Raw genomic sequence first — 23,551 nt, forward strand, 5'->3', positions numbered from 1 at the left:
ATATTCAAGGCTAAAGTTGCTAGTGGTATAAAATGTCAAAGGGCTACCACCTTAAAAGATGTTCACCCCCCACTTTAATGCGTCGTAATAACAATTTAACAGTCTAGTTTCAGAAATTTTATTACTGTCAATAGAACGAGGAACACGCTTACTCGTTGATACTTCATAATGCTTAGCCAATGTTAATAGTTCTGACAATTCACCTTGTTGCTCAGATAACGCCAGTTTGATATCAGATGAAAAAATAAAACTCTTTACAATATCTGCCATGGGTAAATTTAATATGGCATCTAAATTACTCAATATTCCGGTTAGAAAAGCCTTTTCTTTAAGGTGACTAAATGATTTTTCTTTCGTTATGAGTTCCATCATTTTAGCGCGTACTAAAGACTCGATAAAAAGTTCTGGCGAACTTTCAGATGATAATGCTGACATTGATATAATGGCAACATACGGCTTTATTTTATCTGTTCCCAAATAGGTAATAGCTTGCTTAATAGAGCTGATTTCAATATTGCCGCACTCTGTCGCACTGTTTACCAACTTTAATATACCGCTCACTAACGTTACATCACGGCTAATAATTTCAGTCAGTTGGTTGAAGTCTAAGTGTGGTTTGTAGGCTTCTAAAAAAAGTTGAATTAAATTAACTTTTAGAGGAGATATAGACGTGCCGGACTTTATCTCGGGTTTGTGAAAAAAATAGCCTTGATAATAATCTATGGCTAGCGCTTTAAATTGTTGGTACTGCTGATTCGTTTCAATGCGTTCAACAATTATTTTTATATGACTATTAGTTGATAATAGGCGTTTTTTCAGCCCTTCTATTTGAGTGAAAGTAACCTGTTCAATGTCAACTTTAATAATAGAGATATATGGAAAAAACACTTCCCATTTACTTTCGAAATCATAATTATCCAACGCAATGACATAACCCTTTTTATGAAGTTGAGCAACATTAAAAATAAGTTCATCAGAGATGTTTACTGTTTCTATAATTTCAACCACGATATCTTTTGGGTTAAAGAGCAAAGGCGATTTTTGTAATAAGGTAAACTCATCAAAATTAATAAAGGCCAATTTTCCAAGGCAAACATCGGCTAGATCACCCAATATATGGTTTTGAAGTATAACTTTTGAAGTTGCTTTTTCTGGAGAATCGCCATTAAATACATTCTCTAAACTGTCTCTAAAGAGTAATTCATAACCGATAGTTTTAAGATTTATATCTAAAATCGCTTGCCTTGCGATGAAAGTGTTTAATACTATTTCCATTAATAAAACCTATGAGATTTCGTCCTTTAATAGTAGTTGCTCTTCCTAGAAAATCTATGTAAATATTTATAAAACATAATAAAACCTATCAACGTATGGTTAGTTAGGTGTACAGTGACATTAGACTAAAAAACACGCATTAAAAGATTAAAACGAGTCAATAAACTTTAATCTTGTCAATTCAGTGAACAGGCTGAATTTATTAGTATTCAAAGAATAAACAATATTACAGCAGTAGCCGTAAACACCTTATTTATTAGCAATTAACCTCAATTTAAATGATAAAGTTGATATTAATGCAGACAAATCAATGAAGAATATATGTGTGATATAAAATTAACACTTCAAAACGAAGATAAAGATTTATTAATGACCATCACGCCTGTTAAAGGACAGCCAAAAGCTAACTTAAAAAAACTACAAACAACATTCAAATTATCTACATATTCTACTTTTTTACTGATTGACGGGGCGATGGAGTTACTATTAGCAGAAGTGACTAAAAGTGATGAGAGTGATGAATCCAAAACGGCGACAGGTACAAGTTCAATCATAGCAAATGCTGTTGATGCGAATTTAAAGGTCACGTTGGGCCCTGAAAACATGTCAGCTACATTAGAATTTATCGCAGCTTATGGTGGTAAAGCCATTGAAAATACTGATGTTATTAATGTATTAAAAGAAAACAATATAACCAAGGGTATCATTAAAGAAAACCTCATCAATATTGTAAAGGAGGGGCAGTTACTTCAAGGAGGTAAAAGTATATCTACCGAAATAGCAAAAGGTAAAATGAGCAGAAATGGAAAGGATGGTTACGTAAAATATTTAGTCGATAACCCCGCAGAGCAAATTATGTGTCCTAAAAAGCTCGAAAATGGCAATGTAGATATGCGTGAATTAGGTAATTTAATTCATGTAAAAGCAGGTAAAAAATTAGCTAAGCTAATACCACCAACCGATGGTGTTAAAGGCTTTGATGTAAGCGGAGCGGATATAGATGCAGTCTCAGGTGAAACATGTTTTCTAGAGGAGTCTGAAGGTTCGTCTTTTTTAGATGAAAACAACAACATTCTTGTTGCTGCTATTGATGGTATGCCCAAGTATTTAGATAATAGTGTCGCGGTGCACAAGTTACTAGAAATTGAAAATATAGATGTTGGCACCGGAAATATTCGTTTTGATGGCTCTATTTATGTGCAAGGCAATGTTTGTGAAGGTATGCAATTATCCGCAACTGAAGACATCGTCATTGGTGGGTTAGTTGAAACCGCTTCAATTTCTGCAGGCGGCAATATATCGATTGCACTGGGCATTATTGGTCGACAAATATCAGACAAAAATAAGTTAAAAAACACTACAATGATCAAAGCAGATGGAGATATTAGCGCGCAGTTTGCACAATATGTTGATTTTTTTTGTAAAAAAGACCTTAACATTACACAATATATTTCTCATAGCCACATTACAGTTGAAGGTGATTTATGGGTGGGTAATATCGCTAATGACAAAGCGGATGGAAAGTTGTTTGGTAGCCATGTACTCGCAGGAGGTTCCGTTCATTTAGGCACTCTTGGTTCAGCTTGTGGCGCAATGACCTATTTAAATTTCAATTATTGGCCCAAAATTGTCGAAGAATTAAAAATAAGTGCAGATGAAGCAAACTATAAAATAATTAGGCGCTTACCTAGAATATATAAATTATTACAAAAGGCTAACGACCTAGATAACGAAAATACTAAACAGATAAATCGTATTACCCATGCATTAAAGCAGCACTTATACTTGTTAGGTAAACTCAATAAAGAATGGCTAGAAAAAGCGAATAATATCAATGAGCATTTAGCGATTTTTGAGCTAACAGCATATCAGTCAATACTTTCAGGTGTAAATATTGAAGTCGCCAATAAAAACTATGCTTTTAAGCGTGACCATGAAGCCACACAGATAAAGTGGCTTGAAAATAAAATCAGTATAGAGCCAATAGTTAATTAATTGAAATAACTTAAATGAATTAACCTTCGAACACCGTACTGATTCACTAGAGAAACCTTAGATTTTTAAATATTTATCCGTGTATAATCCTAGAATATTAATGACTCAGCAATAAATCACCGAGTTCACCACAGATATTGCTCAAATTAATGAACAGCACAGCCATCACTTTATAAGTTCTGCATGCGCTTTTTTAATCTCTCTAAATCAATCGCGTTTGAGCGTACTGTAAGTTTAATGTGACTATACTCATAGTCTTCCTTGGTAACACTCATGCTCGATCGAATTTCACCTATGATACCTTTAGCGGTATAAGGAATAATAATCTCATCTTCAATCATATCGTCCTGCGCTGCGTTAACAATATATTTATGCAGCTTAGTGATATCAAGAGGATTTCGAGTAGAGGTGATCATAGCATCAGGAAACTCTTCCATCAGTGCTTGTTGTTGCTCAATACTAAGTTGATCAGATTTGTTGAGTACCAGTAATTTCTTACTGTCTTCAACACCGACTTCTGCCAGCACTTCGTGCACGACATCGAGTTGTGAACGAAAGGAAGCATCCGAAGCATCAACCACATATAAGAGTAACGAAGCATCATGAGCTTCGGCTAAGGTTGAATGGAATGAGGCAACCAAATCGTGCGGCAACTTTTTAATAAATCCAACCGTGTCTGACACTAATATCCGTGGTTGTGTGGCTGGGTATAGTGCACGAACGGTGGTATCAAGTGTTGCAAAAAGTTTGTTTTCGCCAACAACATCACTACCGGTAATCGCTCGCATCATTGATGATTTACCCGCATTGGTATATCCCACCAATGCCACACAAAAAAGCTCAGAACGTTGAGTACGTCGGCCTTTCATTTCATGTTGAACACTGACCAATTCGCGTTTAAGGTCGGCTAATTGGTCGCGTACTGCTCGGCGGTTAAGTTCAAGTGTTGTTTCACCTGCACCTTTACCCATCTGACGTTCTTTATCACCACATGATGTTTCACGAAGTCGTGGTGCTACATAATTAAGACGAGCAATTTCAACTTGTAGCTTTGCTGTTTTAGTACGGGCATGACGACTAAATATTTCAATAATAATACCGGTGCGATCAAACACCTCTACACCTAACTGATTTTCGACGTTACGCAGTTGAGATGGGCTTAAGTCACAATCAAAGACCACGACATCTGCACAACCAAAGGGCAGGTTTTCTGATGGAATATCTGAAGGTACAGCAGAGATGTCAGTTTCATCGAGTAAATCATCAGCGTCATCCAAGCCTTCAACGACACCCTGGTTACCCGTAAGGTGAGCTATTTCTGCTAATTTCCCCAAGCCCAGTACATTAACTTTCTTAGTCGAACTCTGCTTTTGAGATTGAGTGCCAACCACTTTGAAGCCAAGTGTTGTCACTAAGCGCGCAAGCTCTGCAAGTGATTCTGTTGCTTCATCACCTTTAAAGTGCGGTGTGCAAATAGAAATAAGTAAAGCGTTAGTAAGTGATGCTTTTGCTGTTAGTTGCATAATTATTTATGTTAGTGCACCTGAAGTGCAAACCTAAGTTTTTATCTAAAGTAGTGTTATCCTACGCTGTTATAGCTAAGCTTTATAGGGCAATGGCAGACTAAATAGCGAGTTTATTTTAGTTGATAAGAAATCACTGAATGATGTCGGTAGCAGATCCCACGATTAAGAGAATAAACGCGGCTTAGTATGATGCACGCGATTATGATTCACCGCCAACTAAAAGCCTAAAACTTGCTGTAATCTATTAATAAAAGATTAATAATATCAACAGATTTAAATTACCTTATTTACTATTATTTAACTACACTCTTAATCAATGAACAATTAGTTGTGGTGTTATATTCATGTCAAAAATATTAAGCGGCCTACTTTTTACCTATCTACTTTTATTCTCAACGGTGTCAACGGCGCAGCAAGTCATAAAAGTGGGTGTCGGTAACTTTCCTCCTTATTTTATTGAAAAAGGCACACAAGGCTTATTTGTTGAAATCATTGATGAAATATTCAAAAAGCTGCCACAATATAAAGTGCAATACATCCCCATGAGTAATAACCGGATCTTACATGAAATTAACTATGGTAAGTCAATTGATGTTGCTTCTAATGTTTTTCCCAGTTCAAAAGTAAAAGCCTACTTATCAGAGCCGGTGTTTCGCTTTAGAGATGTAGCAGTTTCGAAAAAGTCAGCTCAGTTAATTATTAATAATATAAGTGACTTGCAAGGAAAGTCTATTGTCGCATACCAAGGAGCTACAGAGCTGCTTGGTGAACAATTTAAGAATATAGCAAAAGAAAATACAAAATATTCAGAGCATGCCCACCCTAAAGATACCACTCAACTGATGCTTTCTGGAGAAAAGGTGATTAGAGTCGGTGATATCAACGTATTTTGGTATGATTTAAATAATAAATATTATAGTGATGAAGCGAGCATAGCCCGTAACAATTTTACCGTACATTATTTATGGCCCTTTACCTACTCGAATATGGCTTTTAAAGACAAGTCACTAAAAGATGCGGTAAATAAAGTGATCAAAGAATTAAAACAAAATGGCTCAATAGAAAAAATTTATGCAAGCCATGAAATGCAAAAGTAAGTTGCAGGGACTTATGACGACTCAATAACAATGCTTTATATTACGCAATAGAGACAAGGTAGAGTATCTTATATTTCAACTCAATTGCTGTAATCAAGTGCCCGTAAGTAATTTTGCTTTAAGCCTGTTAACACTTTTTATCTATTACCTATTATCAGTTAAAGTCCACCCATAATAAATAAGACGGATAGTAACAGGTTACAGAAAACGCAATACCGTTATTTAACATCACCACACTGCCGCTTAGCGTTATATAATCATAATGAGCGTGCTTTGTAGTACTTCTTTTACGATAACAAATTTATTAGAGGTCAATAACTCTTTCATGGGTAAAGGTGCACTTGGGTCTGTTATCGCTTACCAGCCATCATCCCAAGGTACCGTAACGGCTGCTACTATTATCGTGAACATTAATGACACTAAAAAAACAGCCTTAAAATTAAATAGTGATTTTCAATTAATTATTCGTTAACTTAGTTAGTTGATGCGCTAAAATTAAAAAGGTTACAACTTTTTTGAAAAAACAATCTTCCGCTACTTTAAGCCAAGATATCGATAAAGAAGATGAACTAGTTGAGGGGCTGATCAATAATAATGCTTTCGCTTACGAGGCATTAGTACGTCAATACAGCGCAAAAATGTATACCCTTGCATGGCGCTTTTTTTCCACCGATGACGATGCACAAGAGTGTTTACAAAAAACCTTCATTCAAGTTTTTAACAATATCACCTCTTTTAAAAAAAATTCAAACCTGTCCACTTGGCTGCACCGTATTACGGTAAATGAAGCGCTAATGATGCTTCGACAAAGAAAAAGGCAAAACACTACCTCAATAGAAACATTTTATCAGCAATACAATGACTATGGAGAGCGTACGCAATTTGCCGATAATTTAGGCCATAGCTTAAACGATAACCTAAATAATAATATTGAAATGCTATTTGAAAAAGGTGAAGCAAAATTATCGCTTAATAATATTATTTACCAACTTCCTGAGAAATATTGTAACGTTTTACTGCTTAGAGACATCCAAGAACTAAGTACCAAAGAAACGGCTGAAATTTTAGCAATATCTGAAGCTTCAGTGAAAACTCAATTACACCGAGCTAGGTTACTTTTAAAAACTATTTTAGAACAGGAAGACATAAAGAACGCAGAAAAAAATTGGAAGGTAAACTGATATGTTAATGATTAAGCGATTAATAGCCCAGCACATGCCAGGTATGTTGACCTGCGAAGAGGTTGACAATTTTCTATATGATTTTCATGGCGGTAATTTATCTTACATTGAAAGCTTTAAATTTAAACTGCACTTAAGTATGTGCCCAGAATGCAGAGATTACTTAGAGGGCTATAAAAATGCCATTCGTCTTTCTCAAACAGGGTTTATTAAAGCAGAGCAGAGCCCAGAGGTCCCAGAAGATCTTATACAAGCTATCTTAAAGAGTCGAACGTCTAAATAGTTCATTTTATTAATTCTACTATTGGAAATTTAAAAAAGAATGATCATCAGTCAATTGGAAATTATTGAACAAGGTCAGTTGTATCTTAATACTGTCTCTAAAAAAATTATACACAAATCGTTCAACCTAACTTTATCAGTTCTGCAGGCACCCATATGCGGCATATTATTGATCATTATTTAGCGATAATGTCAGGTATTGAAAATAAGTTGATTAACTATGATCTTAGGATGCGTGGTGGCCAAATAGAGTTATCTCCTGAACTTGCTATCGCTAAATTAAATGAAATAGCTAATTGGATTCAAGGCATGTCCGAAGACAAGCTCAATCAAGTGATAACATTAGCGACAGAAGTATCGGTAACCAATAAAAATATACAAAAACTACAAACCTCTGTTGCTAGAGAATTAGTTTTTGTCGGTAGCCATGCTACTCATCACTATGCGATGATTGCTCAGATAACTTTTGCTCAAAAAAATGCGCTACAAGCAACCGAATTACCCCAAGATTTTGGCTTGGCGCCTGCTACAGCAACTTTTTTAAGACAGTGTAATGAACAATCTACTGATGCTAAAAGTAAAAATAAACTTTTATCTGTGATTAATTAAATGTGCACGTTAACGTATTTACTCAATGATAATGGTTATGAGTTATTTTTCAATCGTGATGAACAACGTTCTCGCTTATTAGCTATTCCCCCTAAATATTATCCAATAAGTGGCGCCATTTATCCCGTAGACCCTGTTGGTGCGGGTACATGGATAGCTGTCAGCAAAAAAGGCTTATCGCTCGCTTTATTAAATAATTACCAAGCACCCGCAAATAATCACGATAACGTGATCAGTCGTGGGCAACTTATTCTTTCTTTACTGCAAAACCAAACGAGTGTTATTGAGCAATTAGAAACTATGGACCTAAAGGTTTTCCAACCTTTTCAACTGTGCATATTTCCTGAAGATTTATCGATTCAAAAACCCAAAATTCACTGCGTAAAGTGGAATGGTAAACAACTTATTGAGGTAAGCGTAGATGGTAAGGCTGACTTACCAATAACATCATCAAGTCTTGATTTTATTGATGTCAGCCAAATGAGAAAATATCGCTTTGAACAGTCCGTTAATGGTAAAGAATCATTATCAAAGCAACACAACGACTTTCATTTTTCAACAGAAAAAGACGGTAAGTATGCGGTTAATATGCAAAGAAAAGATGCGAGAACAGTCAGCATCTCTCACTTATCAATAAAAAATCATTTCGCTAAAGAAAGTGAAATTTTTTTTGAGTACTTTGATAATGTTGTACAAAAATCTCACACAGTTTTGTCTCCAAAAGAAGAGAGCATTGAATTCGCTTAATATTTATTATTCTCAAATGGCACTTAGCTCATCACTGTTATCATAATTTATATACGCGGTTTTAGATGAACCTAAATAAAGTTTTAATAGCTTGTCAGGTGCAGCTGGTAAATTAACACTAAGCAACAAGCCTGGCGTGTCATTGAAATTAACATCTATGCCCGTGCAATGAAATTTAGCCCCTAACTTATAATATTGTTTCAATAATACCGGGACATCTTTACCGTCTTCTTCGATGCCCATCACTAAGGCCGACAACTGATTTAACGAGACAGGTGCTGCGCTAATAAAATCTTTTACTTCTGGATGAAGTTGCCCGGCAAAGGATTTTTTAGCGCTAACGCCCTCTTTATCTGTCACCATAATTTCATCAATTAAGGCAACTGAGCGAGGGTCATATAGTTTACTTAATGATACCGTGCCATACAATGTTCGGTAATGTGGGTTTTGACAGACAAAAGCGCCAATGCCTTTCCATAATAACAATAAGCCATGAAAACTGTTTTGGTGCGCAGCAATGATAAATGAACGGCCCATTTCTAAACAAGGTTGTTGTTGATTAATAAACTCAGGCGCAAAATCAAACATTTGCGCAAGATAAAGTTGTGATACATCGCCATTTTTTTGTAAAAGGTCGGTCTGTCCTATTCGATAGGCACCAATAATCTCTTCATTTTTATGATCAAAAATAAATAAATGCATGTACGTTGCATCAAATTTATCGGTATCGCACGCTTCACCACTCCCTTCATCTAAAGTTCTAAACGTTATTTCTCGTAATCGAGTGATTTCTTCTACACAATGCGGAATTTGTTGTTGATAACCATAATAGACAGAGAATGACTTAAAATCTAATAAGTGTTGTATTTCAGGCAGTTGAGCAAGCTCTTTTTTCATTAATTTTTTATCCACCATAGGAATAACCGCTTCAAATGATGTTCTTTGCTCATGCTCAAGCCAAGGGCTAAAATAGTTATCATCATTTAAATAGCATTGTAAGCGGACAAAATCATTCATTCTTTTAGTACCATTAAATTCATTAAGTTGCTTTATGGTGAGCAGATTATTGGTTTTTAAAGCGATGTTATGTGCTTGTAATTTAAACATTTCATGCGCTAACATTAGTAGTCGAAAACGATAATAAACTCTCCCCAGATTATGAAAAAGTTTGCTATTAGCACCTGATATAAAAACAGGTAAGATAGGCGAGTCTGTTTTTGTGGCAAGCTTAATTGCAAGTCGATTCCAATCAGCATCGGCAATTCGTTGTTTATCCGCTTGAAAAAAAGAAACACGCCCTGCAGGAAATATGACCAACAAGCCATCTTTTTCGAGATGTCGAAAACATTGTTTTATTGCTAAGCCATTGATCAAAGCTTTAGGCTTTAATGGATTAGCAAAGATAAAGTAATCTTTAATTTCTTTAAATATTGTTAAACCGACGTTTGCCATGACTTTGGTATCAGCACGAACTTCGGTTAATAAGTGCGCAACAATAACCCCTTCAATCATGCCATAAGGATGGTTACAGACAATAATACAACGGCCACGTTGCGGTATTTTTGCCAAAACACCATTAATACCAGAAACCTGAACACCTAAACCATTGAGTAATTTTTGTGAAAATTCTTGTTTGTTTAATCCAGATAATTCACAAGACTCATAAACCCTGCGCAGTTTACTTATCCCTAATAACTTATCCCAAAAAGGCCCGGTAATTTTAAGCATTGTGCCCAGCAATGTATTAGGCGCCATAGCCGCAAGGCGTAAATCTGAATAAGGTTTTTCTAGTGGTTCATTGTTCATAAAGTCTTCAGTTATAAGGAAATGATTATATTAACGCGATCGAAGGGCTTCCCCGTTAACTCTCGATACTATTTTAGATGTTACACGCAAGATAAAGGTTACAAATTTGACAAAAAAATAAAGCACTAATAATATTTTTATCACACAAAGGCTAAATTTATCAATTAGAGCTATAACACGCTTGTATTTAGCCTATGCCCCACCCCCTCGACAAAGGTATATAGTCTTTAAGTGCATTACGGGCACTTGTAACTTAAGTGCTTGATAAAATTAAGTTAACCATAGTAATTACCTCGTATGTTCTTGCTAAATTAATTTCATAAAACGTGCATTTTACTTAATTTTAACTAAGGTTATAAAACAGGTAATAATACTGACACGCTAAGTTTAATGGCCTTTCTTATCTAGCGGCTATAAAGTTATTGAACAAGCCAAGATTGTTCAATAACAATTTCTTCATTTTTATATATTTTAGCGGTAAATAACTGACCCGAATTGATAATGCCCACACCTTTAGGCGTGCCAGTCATAATAATATCTCCATCTTCAAGGGTTAAGAAACTTTGTATATCAGTGATTAATATTTCAGGTTTGTTAATCATCAGTGGATAATTAGCGAATTGTATAAGAAGGTTATCTATAAATAACTCCATCTTATAACTTTTATAATCGCCATCACAGTTAACAAAGTTGCTAAATACGGCCGATTTATCAAAAGCTTTAGCTCGCTCCCAAGGTAGACCTTTTGATTTAAGTACATTTTGAAGTTTTCTTTTTGTCAGATCTAAGCCAAAGCCTATACCAGAGATTTTATTGTTCTTAATAATAAAACTGATCTCACCTTCATAGTGTATTTCATCAGATTGATGGTTTTCTATCTCATTAGAGATGGCGGAGTTAGGCTTAATAAAAACGACCGGCTCTGCGGGAACTTCATTGTTTAGTTCTTCAATATGCTCGACGTAATTTCGGCCAATGCAGACAACCTTTGAAGGGATAAAGTCGAGACCATCATGCTTAACACTGTTCATTTATGCTGTTCCTTTGTCTTAATTCGTTAACTTAATCTTTATTAATATCCGTTAACGAAGCCATCGGCTAGAGAATAGCTAAGTAAAACACCCTAGCATCAAAATCGTAACATAGGATAACTTAATCATTTATTGATATTGTAGATAAATATAATTTAGTGAACTACCCCGCGACTTCGCTTCGCTCTGATCACGGGGCTTCTGCAATCTAGCTTTTGATAACTAGGCTGCTTCTTTTTTCTCAGATCCCACACCAAACTTTGATTGCTCAAAGACTTTCATTTTAGAAGGTGATTTCTGCTGAAATTTGGGCAACGCCCTAGCTAATATCCCATTAGCTATTAACTCTTTTTCGCCTGTGTCTGCAACAGATTTAGCTGCTGCTAAATCTCTGCACTGTACTAATCCACAGCTCTCACAGGAAAATTCTCGCACACTCAAATCGAATTTATGCTCATACTTACATCCATAGCAAATGCCGGAAGATTTCACAAACCGACCAATTTCATGGTAAACAACTCCATTTAATTCAGCCTTATACCTGGTTAATTCAGTGATCATTCCCATCACATTATCATTCACCATCTGGCCATTAAATTGCTGCATTCCTTTCACGTTTAAATCCTCAAACACGATAATATCGCTACTCTTGGCTATCGAGCATGATACTTCGTGAGCGAACGCTAGGCGTTGGCTAGAGATTTTACCGTGAATTTTGTTTAAACGTGATTTTGTTTTGTGCCAGCGATTCGAACCTTTCTTACGACGGCTCAACTGGACTTGAATTTGTTTTAATTTCGTTGATGACTTCTTCAAAACTTTCGGGTTTTCAACGTACAGACCATTTGAGCCGACAACCGTATAGTGGCTGTTGATGTCATAGCCCACAAGTGTTAATAGCACTTGCTTTTTACTCTTGCACTCGACTTTTTGAGTCAGTGAAACGTACCACTTCCCGTGCCTCATCTTGAAGGTTGCTGACTTGATTTTACTTTTAAGTTTACGATGAAGTGCAATTTTAACCGTACCAATTTTTGGAATAGTGATGCCGTTATTTACCAGTCTTATATTTTCATTCGTATTGACCGAGCGGTAGCTATCATCGTGAAGTTTCTTCTGCTTAAAGCTGACCTTGAAAGTCGGAAACTTTTGAAGCCTGCCTTTATTGAATGAATTCTTTAGTGCTGTTTCAAGGTCACGAGCCACTTGTTGTGAAGCCGCAGAGTCAAAATCTTTGAGCCATGAGAATTCATCGAACATTTTTAAATCTTTTATCAGCGATGCCATTTCATTGTAAAAAAGAAATGTTTTATCGTACCGATATCGACGCATATTTTCAGATAGCAACAAGTTCCATACGCCACGGGCGTATGCTCCAAACTCAACGAGTTTGACTTCTTGTTCTGCCGTCGGCTTGAGCCGATAATTGTATCTGAGCGTCTTTTTCATACACTGTATAGACTACTGTACAAGCCGAGATTGTCAAGTGGAATATCAAACGAATTCACATTGTAAGCACATAATTGCTCTGCATTTAATTCTCGTGGTTAAATATCGAAAGCAACTACTTTTTGGCGATATGGGAGAGTTTGTAAAGCAGGCTGTTTTAGACATATCAGATAGTTCTGACTTTTCAGTTGAGGAGATTGAAGTAGACAAGGATCACATCCATATACTTCTGATAATTTCTCCAAGATATGCCATTGGGCAACATGTTAGAAGGATTAAGCAGCAGACAAATAAGTTGATTTGGAAGAGGTATCCAAGCCTGAAAAAGCAGTTTTGGATTGAGAATACTTTCTGGTCTGATGGATATTTTGTTTGTTCTGTCGGCAATGCTTCCGTTGATACAATTCGCAAATACATTAAAGAAAAGGATAGTTTATCGATTCATCCCCGCGACTTTCGCTTCGCTCGGATCACGGGGTTTTCTCGACAGGTTCGATAAATCTTGAAAGGAATTGCAAAAAATCTTGTAGCTAGATTAGCCAAATCGGATAAATCAGGGGAGTGAATAATTGAAGTGAAGTAAAAGTAGCGATTTAGTCGAAGCTTAGTGGTTATACCGCTAAGATTCGACTTAAATCATTCCCTCAACTCATGGTGTTGAATTGAGGGTTTATCTTGTTATTAAGCTTGGTATATCCATTCTAAAAAACATTTAGAATCGGTGTTATTGCCAAACTTGATTAACTTAGTACCATTTTGATCGTTAACAACAACATTATGTTTGTTAACTGAAATGAAATTAATAGGTGATTTAATTGAATAAATCATTCCTTTATATGTATAAGACATAATAAAACTCTTTAATTTGCGCTGCTGCGCATTAATAATAAAAGCCATATTACTGTGTGAAAACGTTTAGATATTTATAAATATCTGATCAAGAAATAATGGATCTTGATAACCTCAGACAACAATTTAGGCTTAGTAATTTGAGTGATGACTGACTGTGAAAGGGAAAGACATAACATTGATTATCACAAGTACTAATAACAAGGGATAATAGGTTAAATAAACGAGAGGGGGATAATTAACAAAACAACTATAAACAGCTTAAACGTGAAAGTAAACATTTTTTTCAATTATTATCTATTTATTATTGTTTAGCCTCTATTTCTTAAATTTTAAAAAGTAGAGGCTTAATACTATGAAAATCTATCGCTTATTTGATGGTACTTAACTGCTGGTATAAATCGACAAACTTTACACGCTTGCGATAACCTTCAAAAAAGTATTTATAATCGATAGTCCCTGCGGGGTTAATAATCACAACACCAGGATAAGGAATACCATAATTATCATCGCCCATTTGGTAATCTTTATTAAGAATACCATAGGCTTTTACCGTCGCCGCCGCTTGATCTGACAACAAAGGATAGGTTAATTGATGCGCCTTAGAGAAACCGTTTAAGATGTCAGTACTGTCATAAGAAATAGCCGCAACACCGTAACCTAACGCTTTAAATTTATCAGCATATTCATTGAATTCAATTAAGTGGCGTTTACAAAAGGGACACCAGTCAGCTGAACGAAAAAATAAGATGATCAATCCTTTTTCAGCGGTTAAGTCCGCAATGTTAACCACTGATTTTTTTACATCTGTTACTGTTAAAGCCGGTGCTTTATCACCCACTTTAGGCCCAACGTTTATTGAAGTCTGCTCGGCAAAAGCGTTGTTAATAAAAAGCATCGAGAAAAGCAAACTGACAATGACCGCTATATATTTTTTGTTATGAACCATAATTTTTATAAACTCTTATATGAAGTAAATGTTTGTACTAAAACTATAGACCGTACATTTGCATTATTTACTTCATCTATTTGTTATTAATTTACCAGAGATAATTACTGTAGTTTTGGCGCAACGCGATGTTGAGTCGCTTGTTCATAACCAAAAGCAGCTTCAATCAAGATACCTTCTTGTAACTTGCCGGAAAACATTGATAAGCCAACAGGTAAGCCATGTACATAGCCCATAGGTAGTGTAATATGAGGGTAACCTGATATTGCCGCAGCAGAAGATGCAGCACCTAAATAATGGTCGCCATTAACCCAATCAATTTTCCACGCGGGTCCTGTAGTTGGGGCAATAATCATATCAAGATTGTGCTTTTCAAGTAACGCATCAATACCTGCTTGTTGTGTTAAACGTTTCGCTTTAGCGAGTGCATCAAGATAAACTTTATCAGTAATGTCCCCTTTAGCTTGTGCCATCAAAAATATTTCTTGTCCAAAATATTTCATTTCAACATCAGCATTTATTTTATTGAATTCAATCATTTCACTGAGTGATTTTGGCATGCCTGGTGCTGTTTTTGAAAGATACTTATTGAGCTCGTCTTTAAATTCATAAAGCAGCACTTCAAATTCAGCATCGCCCCACTGATCTTTGTTTTCAAAATTAACGTCGTCTACGATCACTGCACCTTGGCTTTTAAGGTCTTGTACTGCCTGACTAAAAACATTGTCTAGCCCTTGATGATAACCCATTAGATTTCGAGCAATACCGATACGCTTACCTTTAAGACCATCAAGCTTTAAATGTGAGAGGTAATCTATCGTTGAAGACATTACATCTTGATCACTTGGGTCTGCTTTTACCATTGCCGCTAACAAAATAACCGCATCGGTTACATTCCTCGCCATAGGACCCGCTGTATCTTGGCTATGCGCAATAGGGATAATACCGTCGCGGCTAACGGTACCTAAGGTTGGTTTTATTCCAACAACACCATTAATTGCCGCTGGACAAGTCACTGAACCATCAGTTTCAGTACCAATTGTTACCGTAGCAAAGTGAGCCGCTGCAGCAATACCAGAACCTGAACTAGAGCCACAAGGACTAGTTGTTATATCGTAAGGGTTTTTACTTTGTCCATATAAACCGCTCCAACCACTTGATGAAGCAGTTGAGCGAAAGTTTGCCCATTCACTTAGATTGGTTTTTCCTAAGATAATCGCACCAGCTTCTTTGAGTTGCTTAACCAAAAAAGCATCATCATCTGGAAAATTATTGGCTAAAGCAGTTGAACCTGCTGTGTTTGCCATACCATCAGTAGTATCTATATTGTCTTTAAGTAGAATAGGAATACCATGCAAGCTGCCTTTAAAGCCATTTTTAAGGAAATAAAGGTCAAGTGCTTTAGCTTGCTTGAGGGCATTTTTATTTAATTGCACCACTGAATTTAGCGTCATTCCTTTGTCATCATATGTCGCAATGCGTTTTAAATAGAATTGCACCAATTGTTCGCTAGTTAATTGTTTACTTTGCATTTGCTGATGAATGTCGTTAATGGTGGTATTTTCATTAATATCGGCACGAACATTAAAAGCCATTACCGAGCAAAAAAATAATAAAGCTAACGGTTGAAAAATTTTCATCTTAATTCCTAAAGTATAACGTTGCACATTTTATAATTTAAATTGGGGGCACTTGTCTATAGAGGGCTAATAATTAAACGAAAAGAATCTTTAATTGCTGTTATTAAATCGATACAAAAAACGATAAGTCTTTTAATACTTATCGTTTTATAAGCTTATCTTTATCTCAATTAAGCTTTTGAATGTTCCTGTACTTTCGTCCAAGCCAACGCTGAAATTGCGAGTGCAATAGCACTAATTTGAAAAACTACACTTTTATCGGCAACTTTACTGATGAATAAACCAATAGCTAAGCTAACCAACAACTGCGGTAATACAACAGACAAGTTGAATAGGCCCATATATAGGCCCATACGAGACTGTTCAACCTTTTCAGACATAATGGCAAACGGTAAACTAATAATAGCAGACCAACCAATTCCTAATAGCGCCATAAGTAAGTAAAGCACTTCTTTTACATCTCCAAACATGACGACTAATCCATAGCCAACGGCCATACTGGCAATGCAATAGGTATGGGTTTTTACTCGTCCTATTTTTTTAGCGATCGGTTCAAGCACAAATGCCGGTAATAAAGCAGACACTGCACTTAAAATGAGAAAACTCATCGCGATAACTTTGCCTAAATCATCGTCTGACAAACTTGGCATTTTGTCTTGAAGAAAAGCAATAATAAAAACAAACATCGTTTGTACGCCAATCCAACTGAAGGAATGAGCGGCTAATACTTTTCTAAAACCAATGCTATTATCACTGCGACTCTCTTTTGCAAATAAAGTAATAACAACAAAATACAAGGTAATGATTGCCGCAATAACTTCAGCCCAGTAATGATCGGTTTTTATACCTGATATTTGTAAAGCCATCGCATAAATATCGTAAATAATGAAGCCCCACAAGGGTTTTATATTCATCAATACCATTGTAAACGAGACTTTCTCTTGAACAACATCGCGTTGACTTACTAATAATTCTTTGGGCTCGCTAATAAAAAAAGGTGCTAATATTGATAGAAAAAACACTAATCCTGCGCCTAAATAAATAAGTATAAAGTTCCCCCACGTAGCACCAACCGCATAAGCCAATACACCAAAAGAGCCTGATACCGTTTGCATCCAGGTATAACCTTTAGTGCGAGCATCACCTTCAGGGGTTACATCCGCGATAATGGCACGTGTTGGATTAAAACTAATATTTATCGATAAATCTAAGGTTAACGCAACAGCAATCGCTACACCGAGCAATCCTGAGATACCAAGTGATGAAGAGACAATATCAATATTGGGTAAAGCCAATAACATCATAGCGGCTAACACACCACCGATGAGGATAAACGGACGTCGACGGCCATTCCAAAACCAAACATTATCGCTAATAATACCAACAATAACTTGTCCTAAAATCCCCGCAATCGGTCCTGCGGCCCACACTAAGCCAACCTGATGAATATCAAGACCGTATTGAGTAGTTAATATCCAACTAAGCGCTGATATCTGTACTGATAAAGCAAACCCCATCGCTGTCGCGGGTAAGCTCAATAGCATGTAGAAAGATTTACTAAGGTTTTTTTGAATGGCCAACATTTTTTATTATTCTCTTTTTATTATTTGCAGTCGCATTAAAGGTTATTGATTAAAATAGTCTTGTACAAATTCAAAACTATTTTTACCTATTTTCTCACCAATTAAGCGACCGGTAATATCATCGGCAGGTGGATGAATACCTCCCCAAATACGTGACAGACTACATTGATCAGAAGCATCTTGATAAGTCGCCCATTGCAGGGTCATATTGACACTTGGCCCTTGTTCAAAAACTAAAAACTCATTGGCAACCACGTCAAATTGGCTCATTCCACCAGGAAAGAATCGCGAACCTGTCATTGCGGTCATTAATTCGGCAGCGGCTCTAGAATAAGTCGAATGCCCAGATACATAACCGGCAAAAGGTGGGGTTACAAAAGAAGGACGCTGATAAGGCCACCAATTCTCAGCTAAAATCCAATCAACACCGGCTTTATCAGTAGCGGGGTTGTTAATGTAATCGGGACCTTTCCAGCCATAAATTTTAATTTTTCCGAAATTTTGCTTATTATCCCCTGCTAGTGCATCGTTCGCTCCAACAAGTTCGATGTAACCATCAACAAGAAGAATTCCGTTAAGGTGATAAGAAGGTAATTGCTCATCGCTACTTTGTCCTAGGTCAGCCATTGCACGAATGGCTGAAACAGGTCGAATATAATCGTAGCGCCCCTTAATCCCCCAAGCTGCGATTGCCGCGTCATGCATAGTGCCCCCCATGGCAAAATAGCTTTTTATATCCCATTCTAAATGACCTAATATTTCGCCAGTACCCGCCCAACGTTTTTCAAGTAAATTATGGTCGCTAACGGTATTTAGGATGACAAACCAGTGACCCGGCGGTGTTTCAGATTCAGGACCGTCTGCCCAGAATTCGGCGAGTACTCGGCCATAGTCACCACGAGGCACTATCTGCTCTTGGTAAGGTTGGTTAGTTACTGGGTTAAGGGTATAACCGGCACTAGTATCTCCACCGTCAAGTTGATTATAAAACTCATTATATTGAGAAAAAGTTGTTGGAAAGCTATTAATGTTACCGATACTTTTTGGCGATATATCCCATTCAACACCATCGTTCTCATCTAAATGAGCTGACCATATCGCGACTAACGAAAAGCCCCACTTATATAAATCTGCTGTATCTGAACCTATTAACGGCGGCATCCCTGGATCATGGTAAACCTGATAGTCAAATCCATCACGGGTAAAAACAGTTTTGTCATTTGCAGATAAAGAAAATGGAACAACTTGTCCCCATTCTGGGCTTAGAAATTCAGGCATATCGTCAACCGGGTTTCCTGCTTGATCAATATATCCCTGAATAGAAAGGGGTTGCCAGCGATTTAAGTCAACGATAGTCGGGTTACCCGACTGGCCAGCTCCCAAAGCTAACGCAGGGTTAACCGATTGGTAATGGCGGTTACTGTAAAATTGTTGTTCGTTAGCGCCATCTTGTAAACCAAAGTTGATATAGCATTGGGCAATAGCATTACCAAGTGCTGCAGCTGAACCATTAACATAGTCGACAGAAGTATCATCGACATCAAAGCCTAAGCGCGTCATTAAAGCATCGGCTGTGGCAATAATATTATTGGCTCCAGGTGATAAGCGAAAACGATGTTTGATCATTTTATAACTGGCGAAACTTATCGCTTGCTCTTGAAAAGGGATAATGTCGATTGGCAAATCAACGGCTTGTGCAAGACAGTTAAACCCAGCAACATTATTGCCCCATAAAAAAGGCTTCACTTGTGGGCGATAAACAGACCAAGCGTCGAACATTGCTGATGAAATATGAAATAAATTTCGAGCATGTACTGTAGGGCGCGCATAGTCATTTCGTATTGCATGCAGTAAAACTTCATTCCACTGTCTTGCAACTGACTGTCCACTTCGCTCAGGTGTTATTGTTATTGGCGCGGCAACAATCACTTCATTTTTACTGCTTGAACTTGAACCACCACAAGCCGTTAATAATAATGGGCTTAACATGAGTGGCAGGATAATATTTTTTACTATTTTCATTTTGCTCGGCTTAATCATAAGGTCTACTTATTATTTTTATACTTATTTTGATTCTAACAATTATTGGCTCGCGACTAAATAATTAGTCAATAGCGCCTAAATACGCTCGATAGTTACAAATTTATTGACCGCTACTTGAGTGATCACTGACTCTTCGCCATCAGGCCACACTACACGTATATGGGTTATTATTGACGACTTACCTAAACCAAAGTGTGCTTCAACCGGGTTTTGTGAGACATAATTTGTTCCTGATTTTAATTCCCGCATTTGACGAATATCACCACTACTGACATATATCCTTGCCCCTAATGCCTGAGAATTACTGGTTGCATCAACCAATTTGATATTGATAAAGTTATTCTGCCCCGTTTTACTGCCGCCATTATTACAAAACAACTTAGGTGGCTCATCATGGTTAGCAATATAAATATCTTGATCACCGTCTTTGTCATAATCAAAACATACTAAGCCTCGCCCCATCGACTTGTCATCAATACCGACATCGATGGATGACTCTTTAAAAGTACCATCGCCATTAGCAAGAAAGAGTCGAGAAGGATCGTCTAAAAACATTTTTTCAATATTTTCGCCATACATACCATTAACAACAAATAAATCTTGTAAACCATCGTTATTAAAATCACTAAAACAAGTCGCCCATGCCCAAGAGCTATGACGAACACCAAGCTCGTCTGTTTTATCAAGAAAAGTGCCATCGCCCTGATTCTGATAAAAGCGATTGCCTGGAGACAGCCAACCTAACTTTGCCGGTTCGTCTCGATAAGATATTGCGCTAACAAACCAGTCTAAGTCGCCATCATTGTCGTAGTCAGCTACTGCTGAGCCCATGCCGGTATTATCTGTTATCACTTCATGGTCAGTGATATCGGTAAACGTGCCATCTTTATTGTTTTTGTAAAGACGGGTTTGCGCATAATCTGTCACTAAGAGTAGGTCGACCCAACCATCGTTATTAATATCAGAGAATGTTGCGGTTAAGGTTTTATCGGCATTACTGGTATTTTTTATACCGGCTTCAAAGGTGACATCTGAAAAGGTTGAATCGCCATTATTCCGCCAAAAATAGGCAAAGTAACCGCTACGTTCTTCGGTCCAATGAGTAACAAACAAATCAAGGTCACCATCTTTATCGTAGTCAGCCCAAGTGCCTGAAAAATTATTACCCGGCAGTACCAGACCTGAGCTTTCAGTAATGTCTAGGTATTGTTCATTTCCTTGATTAACATAAAGCTTTGCCGCATCGCCACCGACACCACCAACAAATAAATCTAATAAGCCGTCACCATTAAAATCACCAAAAGCAGGACCACTGCCTTTATTTTTTTGAGCAACACCTGAAAAGCTAGCTCGGTCAGTAAAGGTACCATCACCTTGATTTTTTAATAAAACATTGGCTTGCCCTTCACCACCTATCGCGTATAAATCTACCCAGCCATCATTGTCAAAATCACCTGCCGCCACACCACCAGACATACCTAATACGCCATCACCATCGGGCATTGAATGGCTAAAGGTAATACCCGCTTGTTGAGAGATTTCCGAAAACTGTAATGATTGCGCACTATTTTCAACGCCATGGCACTGATGACTAGCGCTGCCAATGGCAGCCAGCTCGGTAACCTTTGCAGCAATACCCGCAACTTGTGGCCCAATTAAAACAGGTGCTTCAACACCTGTTTTCTCAACAGGCTTATCGTTACTCGCGCTTCCACCACCACAACCTGATAGCGCAGTAAGTGTGAAACTTAATAAGAAAAAGAAGGGGAAAGCGTAAAGTGATGATCGCGTGTTTTTCATTTGAATACCTATCAATAACTTTATTTATTAATGAGCTTGTCATTAATAAACTGTTGGTGATCAGCAAAATTTACTGAACAGCGTTGAATAAACTGGTCTATATGCGCTAAGTCATATTTATGTGCGGCATCAAGAGCCTGCTCGCCAAATTTTTCGGCGAGTCGTTTGTCTTGTGACAACTCAGGAAAAATACCGTAACCGGCAAGCATAGCATGCCAAGAAACTGGTGGGTAAAAACTCACCATACCTGGTTGAATTAGGGCTTTGTTTAAATCATCACCCGCGACCCAGCACTGTACTATTTTCTTTAAATTGTTAGATATATTGGGATTTATGCTATTTTTTCGCCAGTACTCGGTGTCGTCACGCGAACTTAAGCGATAATGAGCGACAATATAATCGCGAATGCCATCAAAACGATGATTCATTTTTTCATTAAATCTATCTTGATAAATATTGCTGTATTCACCGAGAGAAAAATCATCAATAAAACCTTCAATACTCTCTTGGACAAAATGTAAAGCGGTCGCTTCAAGGGGCTCAATAAAGCCTTGCGACAAGCCAATAGCGACACAGTTTTTGTGCCAATGTTGTTTAACTCGCCCTACTTTCATTTTTAAGTGACGAACGTCAATGGCTTCATCGACCAATGAAAGTTTTTCTCGTAACTCAAGCTCTGCTTGTTCGCCAGTGCAGTGCTTCGAACTATAAACATAGCCATTTCCAGTGCGGTTAGTTAGCGGAATATCCCACGCCCAACCACATTTCATCGCAGTAGCAATAGTTTGTGAGTTAAGACCTTGCTGAGCGTTTTCATCTCTTGCTACAGAGATGGTCACAGCACTGTCATTAAATAAGTTATCTTTAAAACTGATAAAAGGTACTTTTAATGTTTTTTGTAAAAGTAGGCTGTTAAAACCTGAGCAATCAACAAAAAAATCACCGGCAATGACCTCGCCGTTATCAAGTGTTAACGATTGAATGTCGCCAGCATCATTTACGTTTACCTCATCAACTTGCGCCAAAATATGCTTAACACCTTTTTTCTGCGCAACTTTTCCTAAAAACTTCCCCAATAAAATGGCATCAAAGTGATAGCCATAGCCAATATCGAAAGGAAAATTATATTCGCCAACCGCAGATTTTTTTTGTTTAGCTAATTGTGCAGACAAAAAGAAACGATCGGGATGACAATCGACGTTAAAGCCTTTGCGACGATACTGAGTGTTATAGACAAAGGCAGGAGCCGTATGGGCATCGATAAGCGAAGTAAAAGGATGAAAATAACTTTCAAAACCTACTCGTGTTGACCAGCCATTGAATAATATGCCATTTTTATAGGTCGCATTGCATTGCGGCATCCATTCTTGTTCGGTGACACCTATTTTATCAAAGAAGCTTTTTAATTGTGGTGTAGAGCCTTCACCAACACCAATAACACCAAGCGAAGGAGATTCAATTAATGTTATTGAAACGGGGTGGTTTTGCCACTTTTCAACCATTAAATTAGCGGTCATCCAACCTGCAGTACCACCACCTAAAATCACCATGTTAAGTTTTTTTGGGGAAGTGCTTTGTGCTGTTTTATCTGGGCAGGCTGAATTTATCATTAATTTTTACTGCTTAAAAAATTACCATGACTATCGACAAATAAAAAAGGTGTGGTTTCAACCACACCTTTTTAAGTTT

General features: G+C 37.1%; 20 protein-coding genes. 8 read left to right on the forward strand and 12 right to left on the reverse strand.

Features of this window, described 5'->3' with window-relative positions; translation table 11 throughout:
- Positions 1-51: 51 nt before the first annotated feature.
- Complete coding sequence (locus A3Q34_RS05150; RefSeq protein WP_070374386.1) at positions 52-1,275, reverse strand: EAL and HDOD domain-containing protein; 1,224 nt, start codon at positions 1,273-1,275, stop codon at positions 52-54.
- 321 nt (positions 1,276-1,596) lie between these two features.
- Here A3Q34_RS05150 and A3Q34_RS05155 point away from each other — a divergent pair, with 321 nt between their 5' ends.
- Positions 1,597-3,270, forward strand: coding sequence for a DUF342 domain-containing protein (locus A3Q34_RS05155; protein ID WP_070374387.1), 1,674 nt, complete (start codon positions 1,597-1,599; stop codon positions 3,268-3,270).
- A gap of 170 nt (positions 3,271-3,440) precedes the next feature.
- Here A3Q34_RS05155 and hflX read toward each other — a convergent pair whose 3' ends face one another.
- Positions 3,441-4,793 (reverse strand): GTPase HflX, encoded by a 1,353-nt coding sequence (gene hflX / locus A3Q34_RS05160; protein WP_070374388.1) that lies wholly within the window; start codon positions 4,791-4,793, stop codon positions 3,441-3,443.
- A 347-nt stretch (positions 4,794-5,140) separates the two neighbouring features.
- On the opposite strand from hflX, the gene A3Q34_RS05165 reads away from it, so the two are divergent.
- The 6 genes from A3Q34_RS05165 to A3Q34_RS05185 all read left to right on the forward strand — a co-directional run bounded on the left by A3Q34_RS05165 (position 5,141) and on the right by A3Q34_RS05185 (position 8,712).
- The gene (locus A3Q34_RS05165) at positions 5,141-5,893 is read left to right on the forward strand and encodes a substrate-binding periplasmic protein (RefSeq protein ID WP_070374389.1); all 753 of its coding nucleotides are present in this window, start codon (positions 5,141-5,143) and stop codon (positions 5,891-5,893) included.
- A gap of 325 nt (positions 5,894-6,218) precedes the next feature.
- A complete protein-coding gene (locus tag A3Q34_RS20380) occupies positions 6,219-6,365 on the forward strand; it encodes a hypothetical protein (RefSeq protein WP_157470823.1) in 147 nt (48 codons plus the stop codon).
- A 43-nt stretch (positions 6,366-6,408) separates the two neighbouring features.
- Positions 6,409-7,074, forward strand: coding sequence for a sigma-70 family RNA polymerase sigma factor (locus A3Q34_RS05170; RefSeq protein ID WP_083277906.1), 666 nt, complete (start codon positions 6,409-6,411; stop codon positions 7,072-7,074).
- A 1-nt stretch (position 7,075) separates the two neighbouring features.
- Positions 7,076-7,357 (forward strand): anti-sigma factor family protein, encoded by a 282-nt coding sequence (locus A3Q34_RS05175; protein ID WP_070374390.1) that lies wholly within the window; start codon positions 7,076-7,078, stop codon positions 7,355-7,357.
- 155 nt (positions 7,358-7,512) lie between these two features.
- Positions 7,513-7,965, forward strand: a complete 453-nt coding sequence (locus tag A3Q34_RS05180; protein ID WP_231907430.1) for a hypothetical protein — start codon at positions 7,513-7,515, stop codon at positions 7,963-7,965.
- The gene (locus A3Q34_RS05185; RefSeq protein WP_070374391.1) at positions 7,966-8,712 is read left to right on the forward strand and encodes an NRDE family protein; all 747 of its coding nucleotides are present in this window, start codon (positions 7,966-7,968) and stop codon (positions 8,710-8,712) included.
- 12 nt (positions 8,713-8,724) lie between these two features.
- Here A3Q34_RS05185 and A3Q34_RS05190 read toward each other — a convergent pair whose 3' ends face one another.
- The 3 genes from A3Q34_RS05190 to A3Q34_RS05200 all read right to left on the reverse strand — a co-directional run bounded on the left by A3Q34_RS05190 (position 8,725) and on the right by A3Q34_RS05200 (position 12,998).
- Positions 8,725-10,518, reverse strand: a complete 1,794-nt coding sequence (locus tag A3Q34_RS05190) for a lysophospholipid acyltransferase family protein (RefSeq protein WP_070374392.1) — start codon at positions 10,516-10,518, stop codon at positions 8,725-8,727.
- A 419-nt stretch (positions 10,519-10,937) separates the two neighbouring features.
- The gene (locus A3Q34_RS05195; RefSeq protein WP_070374393.1) at positions 10,938-11,549 is read right to left on the reverse strand and encodes a fumarylacetoacetate hydrolase family protein; all 612 of its coding nucleotides are present in this window, start codon (positions 11,547-11,549) and stop codon (positions 10,938-10,940) included.
- Positions 11,550-11,771: 222 nt separating this feature from the next.
- A complete protein-coding gene (locus A3Q34_RS05200; protein WP_070374394.1) occupies positions 11,772-12,998 on the reverse strand; it encodes an RNA-guided endonuclease InsQ/TnpB family protein in 1,227 nt (408 codons plus the stop codon).
- Positions 12,999-13,035: 37 nt separating this feature from the next.
- On the opposite strand from A3Q34_RS05200, the gene tnpA reads away from it, so the two are divergent.
- Positions 13,036-13,497, forward strand: a complete 462-nt coding sequence (gene tnpA / locus A3Q34_RS05205) for an IS200/IS605 family transposase (RefSeq protein WP_070374395.1) — start codon at positions 13,036-13,038, stop codon at positions 13,495-13,497.
- 182 nt (positions 13,498-13,679) lie between these two features.
- On the opposite strand, the gene A3Q34_RS20655 is transcribed toward tnpA, so the two are convergent.
- The 7 genes from A3Q34_RS20655 to A3Q34_RS05240 all read right to left on the reverse strand — a co-directional run bounded on the left by A3Q34_RS20655 (position 13,680) and on the right by A3Q34_RS05240 (position 23,472).
- A complete protein-coding gene (locus A3Q34_RS20655) occupies positions 13,680-13,847 on the reverse strand; it encodes a hypothetical protein (protein ID WP_182170958.1) in 168 nt (55 codons plus the stop codon).
- A 370-nt stretch (positions 13,848-14,217) separates the two neighbouring features.
- On the reverse strand, positions 14,218-14,796 hold the full coding sequence (locus A3Q34_RS05215) for a peroxiredoxin family protein (protein ID WP_231907431.1): 579 nt from the start codon (positions 14,794-14,796) through the stop codon (positions 14,218-14,220).
- A 104-nt stretch (positions 14,797-14,900) separates the two neighbouring features.
- Entirely contained in the window at positions 14,901-16,436 is a 1,536-nt protein-coding gene (locus A3Q34_RS05220) for an amidase (protein WP_070374397.1), read from the reverse strand.
- 170 nt (positions 16,437-16,606) lie between these two features.
- Positions 16,607-18,019 carry an MFS transporter gene (locus A3Q34_RS05225; protein ID WP_070374398.1) on the reverse strand — a complete coding sequence of 471 codons (1,413 nt, stop codon included), beginning with the start codon at positions 18,017-18,019 and terminating at the stop codon, positions 16,607-16,609.
- Between the two features lie 42 nt (positions 18,020-18,061).
- Positions 18,062-20,041, reverse strand: a complete 1,980-nt coding sequence (locus A3Q34_RS05230) for a vanadium-dependent haloperoxidase (RefSeq protein ID WP_070377014.1) — start codon at positions 20,039-20,041, stop codon at positions 18,062-18,064.
- 96 nt (positions 20,042-20,137) lie between these two features.
- Positions 20,138-21,862, reverse strand: a complete 1,725-nt coding sequence (locus tag A3Q34_RS05235; protein ID WP_070374399.1) for a CRTAC1 family protein — start codon at positions 21,860-21,862, stop codon at positions 20,138-20,140.
- 20 nt (positions 21,863-21,882) lie between these two features.
- The gene (locus A3Q34_RS05240; protein ID WP_083277907.1) at positions 21,883-23,472 is read right to left on the reverse strand and encodes a tryptophan halogenase family protein; all 1,590 of its coding nucleotides are present in this window, start codon (positions 23,470-23,472) and stop codon (positions 21,883-21,885) included.
- Between the last annotated feature and the right edge of the window lie 79 nt (positions 23,473-23,551).

Source organism: Colwellia sp. PAMC 20917 (genome assembly GCF_001767295.1).
GTDB lineage: Bacteria > Pseudomonadota > Gammaproteobacteria > Enterobacterales > Alteromonadaceae > Colwellia_A.

Coding starts and splice junctions, on each gene's coding strand:
- A3Q34_RS20655 (WP_182170958.1), bottom strand. CDS start 13,847: ATGTCTTATACATATAAAGGAATGATTTATTCAATTAAATCACCTATT.
- A3Q34_RS05180 (WP_231907430.1), top strand. CDS start 7,513: ATGCGGCATATTATTGATCATTATTTAGCGATAATGTCAGGTATTGAA.
- A3Q34_RS05215 (WP_231907431.1), bottom strand. CDS start 14,796: ATGGTTCATAACAAAAAATATATAGCGGTCATTGTCAGTTTGCTTTTC.
- A3Q34_RS05240 (WP_083277907.1), bottom strand. CDS start 23,472: ATGATAAATTCAGCCTGCCCAGATAAAACAGCACAAAGCACTTCCCCA.
- hflX (WP_070374388.1), bottom strand. CDS start 4,793: ATGCAACTAACAGCAAAAGCATCACTTACTAACGCTTTACTTATTTCT.
- A3Q34_RS20380 (WP_157470823.1), top strand. CDS start 6,219: ATGGGTAAAGGTGCACTTGGGTCTGTTATCGCTTACCAGCCATCATCC.
- A3Q34_RS05165 (WP_070374389.1), top strand. CDS start 5,141: ATGTCAAAAATATTAAGCGGCCTACTTTTTACCTATCTACTTTTATTC.
- A3Q34_RS05200 (WP_070374394.1), bottom strand. CDS start 12,998: ATGAAAAAGACGCTCAGATACAATTATCGGCTCAAGCCGACGGCAGAA.
- A3Q34_RS05175 (WP_070374390.1), top strand. CDS start 7,076: ATGTTAATGATTAAGCGATTAATAGCCCAGCACATGCCAGGTATGTTG.
- A3Q34_RS05225 (WP_070374398.1), bottom strand. CDS start 18,019: ATGTTGGCCATTCAAAAAAACCTTAGTAAATCTTTCTACATGCTATTG.
- A3Q34_RS05195 (WP_070374393.1), bottom strand. CDS start 11,549: ATGAACAGTGTTAAGCATGATGGTCTCGACTTTATCCCTTCAAAGGTT.
- A3Q34_RS05190 (WP_070374392.1), bottom strand. CDS start 10,518: ATGAACAATGAACCACTAGAAAAACCTTATTCAGATTTACGCCTTGCG.
- A3Q34_RS05220 (WP_070374397.1), bottom strand. CDS start 16,436: ATGAAAATTTTTCAACCGTTAGCTTTATTATTTTTTTGCTCGGTAATG.
- A3Q34_RS05230 (WP_070377014.1), bottom strand. CDS start 20,041: ATGAAAATAGTAAAAAATATTATCCTGCCACTCATGTTAAGCCCATTA.
- A3Q34_RS05150 (WP_070374386.1), bottom strand. CDS start 1,275: ATGGAAATAGTATTAAACACTTTCATCGCAAGGCAAGCGATTTTAGAT.
- A3Q34_RS05235 (WP_070374399.1), bottom strand. CDS start 21,862: ATGAAAAACACGCGATCATCACTTTACGCTTTCCCCTTCTTTTTCTTA.
- A3Q34_RS05155 (WP_070374387.1), top strand. CDS start 1,597: ATGTGTGATATAAAATTAACACTTCAAAACGAAGATAAAGATTTATTA.
- A3Q34_RS05185 (WP_070374391.1), top strand. CDS start 7,966: ATGTGCACGTTAACGTATTTACTCAATGATAATGGTTATGAGTTATTT.